The organism is Bradyrhizobium sp. USDA 3364, from assembly GCF_054056355.1.
The window spans coordinates 3,405,709-3,414,651 of the sequence record NZ_JBSRYG010000002.1; the positions used below are offsets into that span (position 1 = coordinate 3,405,709).

Sequence of the window (8,943 nt, forward strand, 5' to 3'; positions counted from 1 at the left end):
GTGCATGGACCGGATCGACGCCATGCAGGCCTTCGTCGCGGTGGCGGACCTCGAGGGGTTTGCCCCCGCCGCGCGCAAGCTCGGCCTGTCGCCATCCGCCATCACGCGGCTGATCGCGGCGCTGGAGGAGCGGCTCGGGGCGCGGCTGCTGCAGCGGACCACGCGGCAGGTGACGCTGACCGACGCCGGCTCGCGCTATCTGGAGCGGGCGCGGCGGATCCTCGCCGACGTCGAAGAGGCCGAGGACGCGGTGGAGAGCGAGCGCACCCGCCCCGAAGGCCGGCTGGTGATCTCGGCGCCGTTCGGCTTCGGGCGGCTGCATGTCAGCCCGGTCGTCTCCGCCTACCTGAAGCGCTATCCCGATGTCGGCGTCGATCTGCGGCTGTCGGACCGCCGGATCAACCTGGTCGAGGACGGCGTCGACCTCGCGGTCAGGCTCGGGCACCTGCCGGATTCGACCCTGGTGGCGCGGCATGTCGGCCAGATGCGCCGGATCGTGGTGGCCTCCGACGGTTATCTGAAGCTCCGCGGCGAGCCGAAGCGGCCGGCAGACCTCCTTGCCCACGACACGATCCAGTTCGGCGCGATGACCGCGACGCCGGATTGGCGCTTCATGGAAGACGGGCAGGAAATCCGCATCGCGCCGACGCCGCGCTTCACCAGCAACAGCTCGGATGCCGCCATCCAGTACGCCGAACAGGACGGTGGACTGACGCGGGTGATGGCCTACCAGGCCGCCGAATCGCTCAAGGCCCGCCGCGTCAGAATCGTGCTCGCCGAGTTCGAGCAGCCCGCGGTGCCGATCCATGTCGTCTACCCGACATCCCGGCTGCTGTCGGCGAAGGTGCGCACCTTCATCGATCTCGTCACCGAGATCACCGACTGGCATTTCGGCTAGGGTCCAGCTTCAGAAGCGATGCTATCTCCTCATCCTGAGGAGCTTGCGAAGCAAGCGTCTCGGAGGATGAGGCCACCATCCGGGCCTCATGGTTCGAGATGGCGCGGCGCGCCTCCTCACCATGAAGATTGACAACTCGGTTGCCTTAGCTCACCGGCGGCTTCCTCGGCACCACGCGGAAGGTGCCGCTGGCGCGCGCGATGGTCACGCCGTCGGCCTTGATCAGGCTCTGCGCGAAGCAGATCGTGCTGCCGGTCTTGATCACGTCGCTCTCGATCGAAAGCCACTGACCGACATTGGCCGACCCGACGAAATCGACCGTGAGCGAGATCGTCACATACGAGGTGGTCCAGCCGGTGGCCTGGCCGCAGCTATAGCCCATCGCGTTGTCGGAAAGGGCTGCGATCAATCCGCCGTGGATCAGGCCGCGGCCGTTGGTGTGCGGCCGGGCGAGCCGCAGCCCGATGATGACGGACCGCTCGGTCTTCTTCTGGTAAAGCGGCTCCCAGGGCTCGGTGAGCGGGCTCTTGCGGAAAAGCGGCTCGAAGCCTTGTGGGACGTCTTGGGGAGTGTCGGGGACGACTTGCGTATTGGTGGTCATCTGAAGCTCGCATATGACGTTTTCGTTGACGCCATTGAACGCGATGTCGATGACGGTTTCACCGCCTACAAAGTTTTAAACGGGATTTGCACGACTGTTTGAAGCTCGCTCGCGCCGGGTGCAGGATACAATATCAGCATGGCGGCCGCTTCCCAACCGTGACGCAGTTCACGCGCATCCGGCCGCAGTTTGTGACATGCTCCGCGCCGCGTCCATGGCATGAGGAGAGACCATGTCGGCCGAGACCCGCCTGACCTATCTTCGCATCGCGCTCGTCGTGGTCGGTCTGATCGCGATTTTCGCTGTCTATCCGCTGTTCCAGCTCTGGCCGTCCGGTTGGTCCTGGGGGCACGGCCATTCGCATTACCCGATGATGATCGTCGGCATCTACGCCACGCTCGGGGTATTCCTGCTGCTCGCCGCGCGCGATCCGCTGCAGCACCGCAGCCTGATCTGGTTCACGGTGTGGTCGAGCGTCGTGCATGGCGGCATCATGGCCGTGCAGGCGGTCAGCGACGAGGCCGAGCGCGGTCACCTGCTGGGCGACGTCCCTGCGCTGTTGCTGATCGCGCTGGTGCTGGCCTGGCTGATGCCGAAGCCGGCCGTTGCCGCTGCCTAGCGCAGGCATCACGTCCCGTCATTCTGCGGAGGCGCGTAGCGCCGTCTCGAAGGATCGACGGCCACCGGCCGGGCCGTGCATCCTTCGAGGCTCGCTGCGTCGCCGGGATGACGAAGCCGGCAGTCGTTGATCAGAACGGCAGTCCCACATAGTTCTCCGACAGCGAGGTCGACGCCGCCTTCGAGCTGACGAGATACTCGAGCTCGGCGATCTGGATGCGCGCGGCGAATTCGCCCTCGTCGGGGAATTTGTGCAGCATCGAGGTCATCCACCAGGAGAAGCGCACCGCCTTCCAGACTCGCGCCAGCGCCCTGGCCGAGTAATCGTCGAGCCCGGCCGAGGATTTCTCGTCGTAATATTCGCGCAGCGCCTGTGACAGATAATGCACGTCGCTGGCCGCGAGGTTCAGGCCCTTGGCACCGGTCGGCGGCACGATGTGCGAGGCGTCGCCGGCCAGGAACATCCGGCCGAACCGCATCGGCTCGGCGACGAAGCTGCGCAGCGGCGCGATGCTCTTCTCGATCGAGGGGCCGGTGACGATCTCGTCGGCGGCCTTCTGGTCGAGGCGGCGCTTCAATTCGTCCCAGAACCGCTCGTCCGACCACTGGTCGACATGATCGTCGAGCGGGCACTGCACGTAATAGCGGCTGCGGTGGGTCGAGCGCATCGTGCAGAGCGCAAAGCCGCGCTCGTGGTTGTTGTAGATCAATTCCGGCGAGACCGGCGGGGTCTCCGAGAGGATGCCGAGCCAGCCGAACGGGTACACCCGCTCGTAGCTCGTGATCGCCGAGGCCGACACGCTGGCGCGGCTGATGCCGTGGAAGCCGTCGCATCCGGCGATGAAATCGCAGGCGATCTCGTGGGTGACGCCGTCCTTGACGTAGCTGACGCGCGGATGATCGGTGTCGAAACCGTGCGGCTTGACGTCGGCGGCGGAGTAGACCGAGGTCAGGCCGGCGGCCTTGCGGGCGTTCATCAGGTCGAGCGTGACCTCGGTCTGGCCGTAGATCGTCACGGTCTTGCCGGTCGCCGCATGCATGTCGATGCGGTGCCGCGCGCCGCCGAAGGCGAGCTCGACGCCGTGATGGACCAGGCCTTCCTGGTGCAGGCGGGCAGCCGCGCCGACGCTGTCGAGCAGCGATACCGTACCTTCCTCGAGCAGGCCGGCACGAATCCGCCCCAGCACATATTCCGGGGTCTGCCGCTCGAGAATGACGTTGTCTACGCCGAAAGTATGAAGTAGTTGCCCAAGCAACAGTCCGGCCGGACCTGCGCCAATGATTGCTACTTTTGTCCGCAATACCTGCTCCTCCCGATCGGCTAGGCTTGAGCCGGGCGTCCGCTCCCGGGGCGGCCGCCGTCAACTTGCCATGGCAACTATATCATATAACAGGTTTGGCAAGGCCGATTTGCCGCGGGGTAGGTGTTCGCGGCAGCGCAAGATGCCGGAGGGACCGGGGTGCGACGCGGCGTCCGCCCCGCATATTCCGTCTTGAATATGTGGGTGAATTAGATAACATGTTAAGTAATGAGACCGGGCGCAAAGCCTGCCGTCATGGAGAGGAGGAGACGTGATGAGGAAAAGTGTGTTGGCGCTGCTGATGGCGGCCGCCATCGTACCGGCCGCGGGACCTGCCATCGGACCCGCCTTGGCGCAGGACAAGACCGTCAATCTCAAAGTGTCGCTGTGGGTGCCGCCGGCGCATCCACTGGTACCTGCGACGCAGGCCTGGGCCGCCGACATCGAGAAGGCATCGGGCGGCACCATCAAGGTCACGGTGTTTCCGTCCGAGCAGCTCGGCAAGGCGTTCGACCATTACGACATGGCGCGCGACGGCATCGCCGATGTCACCTATGTCAATCCCGGCTATCAGCCCGGCCGCTTCCCGATCGCAGCCGCGGGCCAGCTCCCGTTCGTGTTCTCGGACGGCAAGAAGGGCACGCTGGCGCTGAACGAGTGGTATCACAAATACGCGCCGACCGAGATGAAGGACACCAAGCTCTGCTTCGCCTTCATCCACGATCCGGGCGCGCTGCACGGCAAGAAGAAGATCGTGCTGCCGGGCGACCTCTCTGGCGTGAAGGTGCGGCCCGCGCAGAGCACGATCGGCGAGATGGTCAAGATGTTCGGCGGCACCAACGTGCAGGCGTCGGCGCCGGAATCGCGCGATGCGATCGAGCGCGGCGTCGCCGACGAGATCACCTTCCCCTGGGGCTCGATCTTCCTGTTCGGCATCGACAAGGTGGTGAAGTACCACATGGACGTGCCGCTCTATTCGACGGTGTTTACCTACAACATGAACCTCGCCAAATATAACTCGATGTCGGATGCCCAGAAGAAGGTGATCGACGATCACTGCACGCCGGAATGGGCGTCCAAGGTCACCGACCCCTGGACCGATTTCGAGGCCAACGGCCGCACCAAGATGAAGGCGCTGCAAGGCCACGAGGTCTATCAGCTGACCGCGGATCAGCTCGCCGAGTGGAAGAAGGCGGTCAAGCCGCTGCACGACAGCTGGGCCGAGGCGGTGAAGAAGGCCGGCGGCGACGCGGAGAAGATCGATGCCGACCTGCAGGCCACGCTGAAGAAGTACGAGGCGGGCATTTAGGCGAACTGCCGAGGCAAATGCGGTCGTCATGCCCGGGCTTGACCCGGGCATCTACGCCCTTGCCCATCCGATCGAAGTGAAGTCGTGGATGGCCGGGTCAAGCCCGGCCATGACGCGGGATGGATTTCAACAATGGCCGCCAATTCCGAAGTTTCCCAAGACGGCGTCATCACCGGCCCGCCCGAGCCGGTGCGCAAGAATTTCATGGACCGCTTCATCGATTCGATCGAATGGGTGGCGGCCTTCTTCGTCGGCGTCGTCGCGCTCAACACCTTCACGGCGGTGTTCATGCGCAAGTTCTTCGCGGTGACGATCCCCGACTATTACAATTTCGGCCAGTTCCTGCTCGGCATCCTGATCTTCTGGGGCATTGCCGCGACGAGCTATCGCGGTACCCACATCACGGTGGACCTGGTTTGGGCCAATTCCTCGCCGCGCTACCAGCGCTGGATCGATATCTTCGCGACGCTGGTGCTGCTGTTCGTGGTGAGCGTGCAGACCTACACGCTGGTCGACAAGGTGATCGACACCAGGAACAGCCACATCGTCACCATGGATCTCGGCGTGCCGGTCTGGCCGTTCTTCCTGGTGTCGTGGATCGGCGACGTCTCTGCCGTGTTGCTGATTGCGATCCGCACCTACCGCCTGATCTTCCATCCGGAAGATATCCACGACGCCAAGATCAAGACCGCGGAGTAGACGGCCATGAGTCTGAAGCCATGAGTCTCGACCTGAGCCCCGAGGCCGTCGCCGTCACCGGTTTTGTCTGCCTGTTCGTGCTGATGCTGCTGCGCGTGCCCGTCGGCATGGCGATGGGTCTCGTCGGCATCACTGGCTTCGGCTACCTCACTGGCTTCGCGCCGGCGCTGAAACTGGTCGGCCAGACCACGATGCGCACGGTGACGGACTATTCCTTCGGTGTGATCCCGATGTTCCTGTTGATGGGCGCGTTCGTGTCCGTCTCAGGCATCAGCCGGGAGCTGTTCCGCGCCGCCAACACCTTTGTCGGCCACTGGAAGGGCGGGCTCGGTATTGCGACCATCGCGGCCTGCGGCGGCTTTGCCGCGATCTCGGGCTCCTCGGTCGCAACCGCCGCGACCTTCTCGGCGGTGGCCTATCCCGAGATGCGCCGCTTCGGCTATCCGCAGTCGTTCTCCACCGGCGTGATCGCGGTCGGCGGCACGTTGGGGGCGATGTTGCCGCCGTCCACCGTGCTCGCGGTCTACGGCATCATCACCCAGCAGGACATCGGCAAGCTGTTCATCGCCGGCGTGGTGCCGGGCCTGCTTGCGATCCTGATGCACATGATCACGATCGGCATCATCGGCGTGACCCGACCGGGCTTCCTGCCGGCGGGAAAGAAGGCGTCGTGGCATGAGCGCCTCGTCGCGATGCGCGACGTCTGGTCGCCGCTGCTGCTGTTCCTGTTCGTGATCGGCGGCCTCTATGGCGGCTTCTTCGTTCCGACCGAAGCCGGTGCGGTCGGCGCGGTCGGGGCCTTCATCATCGGGATCCTCAGGGGCAAGCTGACCAGGGACGGCATCCTGCAATCGCTGCTGCAGGCGACGCGTACCGCTGCCGCCGTGTTCACCGTGCTGATCGGCGCGCTCTGCTTCGGCTATTTCCTCACCATCACCCAGACGCCGCAGAACGTCACCGAATTCCTCACCGGGCTCGGCATCGGCCCCTATGGCGTGCTGGCGCTGATCCTGCTGATGTATCTCGTGCTCGGCTGCCTGATGGACGCGATGGCGATGGTGATCCTCACCGTGCCGATCGTGTTTCCCGTCGTCACCTCGCTCGGCTTCGATCCGATCTGGTTCGGCATCATCATCGTGATGACGGTCGAGCTCGGCCTGATCCATCCGCCGGTCGGCATGAACGTGTTCGTGATCAAGAGCGTGATCAAGGACGTCAACATGTCGACGATCTTTGTCGGTGTGCTGCCCTTCGTGATCACCGATCTGATCCGGCTGGTGATCCTGATTCTGTTCCCGCTGCTCGCGACCTGGCTGCCGCAGCGCATGATAGGCTAGACATATGAGCCCAGAACTCCGCACCAAGTACGTCTTCACCATTACCGCAAGGATCGCCGAGGTGATGTCCGCCGGCGATATCGGCACCGGCGTCCGCCGCATCATTCCGATCATCGGCGGCGAGGTGAAAGGCGAGACGGTCAATGGCAAGGTGCTGGCCTTCGGCGCCGACTTCCAGATCATCCGGCCCAACGAGCTGATCGAGCTCGAGGCAAAATACGCGTTCGAGACCGACGACGGCGCGGTCGTCTACGTCGAAAACAAGGGCATCCGCTTCGGGCCGGTCGAACTGTTGCAGAAGCTCAAGCGCGGCGAGCCGGTCGATCCCAAGCTGGTCTATTTCCGCACCGTGCCGAAGTTCGAAACCGGTGCCGAAAAGTACCGCTGGCTGATGGAGCACATCTTCATCGGCTCCGCCGCCCGCCACGCCGACCGCGTCGTGATCGACGTGCATCAGGTGTTGTGAGGGCACAGGCTGCGTCATACGCGCCGCGCGCTCAATCTCATTCCCGTCACCCTGAGAGGCTGTGACCCTATTTGAAGTTAGCAGCTGCGGCAAAAGCGGGATTGGGCTGTGACGATTTGATGGCCAGGCTTCAAGCTGCAGCCTGGAGCAGGCGGTGGCCGGCCAGGATGTTGTTGGTGAGTGCGAACCAGCGCAGGACCGTCTGGACCTTTTTGAGGCCGCGTACGGTGAACTGCTGCAGGCCCCAGTTGCGGAAGCGAGCGTTGATACACTCCGCCTGGGCTCGACGCTTGTAGATCGACTTGCCACGTGGGCTCTTCATGCGGGCTCGCCAGGCGGCGACGCCGGGCCCATCGTTGTCGCGTGGCTCATATGGGTCGCGCTGGTGCTTGCTGCGTGAAGGCGGCCCGTAGACCTTGATGCCGCGGTCAGCCGCCCACTCGGTATCCTCATTCTTGTTGAAGCCGCCGTCGATCAGCAACCGCTTCGGCCATCGGCCATGGCGGCGGTTGATCTCCTCCAGCATCGGCCGGGCCAAGCCGCGGTCGGAGCCGACGGTTTTGACGTCCGGGATGATCACGATCTGGCCACCGGCGACGGTCGAGAGCTGGCAATTGTAGGCGGGGCGGAAGCCGCCATCGGCCATTTTCATGACGCGGGCATCGGGGTCGGTGGTGGAGGCGCGCGGCTCCTTCTGCTTCTCGACCTCCTTCTTGTTGGTCTTGCTGCGCCGTTCGCGTTCCGCCTCGATCTCGGCCAGCTTTTTCAGCGCTGCCGCCACGCGCTGCTCGCGTTCACGCAGGGCCCGTTCGTTGGCCGCAGCGATCCGCCGGCTGCTGGCTTGCGGATCGTCGGTTGCTTCGTCCTTCAGCTGTCGGATCAATCGTTGCGCCTTGCGCAACTCCTTGTGAAGCTTCCTGCGGCGGCGGAACGACTTGCTCCCAGCCGAGGCACGTACCCGCACTCCGTCCTGCGCCACCTCATCGAGGTCGATGATCTCGGCCACCGACAGGCTGGCGATGTTTTCGCTCAACAGCCGATCCAGAAGCTCCGGATGCGCCGTGCGGAAGTCGGCAAGGCCGTGATAGTTCACACTCACCCCGCCGCAGAGCCACCGATAGACGTCGTGGCTCTCACACAGCCTGGCCAGCGCTCGCGCGCTGCCAACCCCCTCGCTCGTCGCATAAAGCCACAGTGCCAGTAAAAGCCGCGGGCTCGCCGGGGCCTGTCCCGCCGTGTGGGTTCGAGCTCTAATCGCCTCTTCAAGCTCGCCCAGATCAAGCTTCTCGACGTAAGCCCAGATCACCCGGACTGGATGATCGGCGGCTACCAGCGCCTCCAGATCGACTGCCCGAAGCTCGATCTGATCGCGTACCGGTTCCCGCATCCGCGGCTGCCCCGGATCGCTCTCCCGCTCAGCTTTCTGTACCGGAAGATCGGCAAACAGTTCGTCGCCAGGCATCGCTGCACCTCTCGGATAGTACAGCTGCAGGAATCACTCCGCGTAGGAAAACTCAACCCTCATCCCGAACAAAGATTCACACCCTCTGAGGAGCGCGCCCTCACGCGCGTCTCGAAGGGTCGACGGCCACCAGCCGGGCCGTGCATCCTTCGAGGCTCGCTCCGCGAGCACCTCAGTATGACGGGCCGCAAGAGGTCCCGCGCGATACTCTTGTTGACTCCTGTGAGTATAGTTATAAAACATAACTATTCT

The 8,943-nt window shown here is 64.1% G+C and carries 9 protein-coding genes; 6 read left to right on the plus strand and 3 right to left on the minus strand.

Annotated features, from left to right (window positions below; all coding sequences use genetic code 11):
• The first annotated feature begins 4 nt into the window (after window positions 1-4).
• On the plus strand, window positions 5-898 hold the full coding sequence (locus ACVILL_RS15975; protein ID WP_456729931.1) for a LysR family transcriptional regulator: 894 nt from the start codon (window positions 5-7) through the stop codon (window positions 896-898).
• Window positions 899-1,043: 145 nt separating this feature from the next.
• Here the strand turns inward: ACVILL_RS15975 and ACVILL_RS15980 are convergent, their stop codons facing one another.
• Window positions 1,044-1,499 carry a PaaI family thioesterase gene (locus tag ACVILL_RS15980; RefSeq protein ID WP_456729932.1) on the minus strand — a complete coding sequence of 152 codons (456 nt, stop codon included), beginning with the start codon at window positions 1,497-1,499 and terminating at the stop codon, window positions 1,044-1,046.
• Window positions 1,500-1,731: 232 nt separating this feature from the next.
• On the opposite strand from ACVILL_RS15980, the gene ACVILL_RS15985 reads away from it, so the two are divergent.
• On the plus strand, window positions 1,732-2,118 hold the full coding sequence (locus ACVILL_RS15985; RefSeq protein WP_456729933.1) for a DUF6632 domain-containing protein: 387 nt from the start codon (window positions 1,732-1,734) through the stop codon (window positions 2,116-2,118).
• Window positions 2,119-2,248: 130 nt separating this feature from the next.
• Here ACVILL_RS15985 and pobA read toward each other — a convergent pair whose 3' ends face one another.
• Window positions 2,249-3,418, minus strand: a complete 1,170-nt coding sequence (gene pobA, locus ACVILL_RS15990; protein WP_456729934.1) for a 4-hydroxybenzoate 3-monooxygenase — start codon at window positions 3,416-3,418, stop codon at window positions 2,249-2,251.
• Window positions 3,419-3,692: 274 nt separating this feature from the next.
• Between pobA and ACVILL_RS15995 the strand changes: the two genes are divergently transcribed.
• From ACVILL_RS15995 to ACVILL_RS16010, 4 genes are all read left to right on the plus strand, one after another.
• Window positions 3,693-4,727 (plus strand): TRAP transporter substrate-binding protein, encoded by a 1,035-nt coding sequence (locus tag ACVILL_RS15995; protein ID WP_456729935.1) that lies wholly within the window; start codon window positions 3,693-3,695, stop codon window positions 4,725-4,727.
• Between the two features lie 189 nt (window positions 4,728-4,916).
• Window positions 4,917-5,426: a TRAP transporter small permease gene (locus ACVILL_RS16000; RefSeq protein ID WP_456734271.1), complete on the plus strand. Its 510-nt coding sequence runs from the start codon at window positions 4,917-4,919 to the stop codon at window positions 5,424-5,426.
• Between the two features lie 32 nt (window positions 5,427-5,458).
• Window positions 5,459-6,763, plus strand: a complete 1,305-nt coding sequence (locus ACVILL_RS16005) for a TRAP transporter large permease (RefSeq protein WP_456734272.1) — start codon at window positions 5,459-5,461, stop codon at window positions 6,761-6,763.
• A 4-nt stretch (window positions 6,764-6,767) separates the two neighbouring features.
• A complete protein-coding gene (locus ACVILL_RS16010) occupies window positions 6,768-7,229 on the plus strand; it encodes a DUF3237 domain-containing protein (RefSeq protein WP_456729936.1) in 462 nt (153 codons plus the stop codon).
• 130 nt (window positions 7,230-7,359) lie between these two features.
• On the opposite strand, the gene ACVILL_RS16015 is transcribed toward ACVILL_RS16010, so the two are convergent.
• Window positions 7,360-8,691 (minus strand): IS1182 family transposase, encoded by a 1,332-nt coding sequence (locus ACVILL_RS16015; RefSeq protein ID WP_456729626.1) that lies wholly within the window; start codon window positions 8,689-8,691, stop codon window positions 7,360-7,362.
• Window positions 8,692-8,943 lie beyond the last annotated feature (252 nt).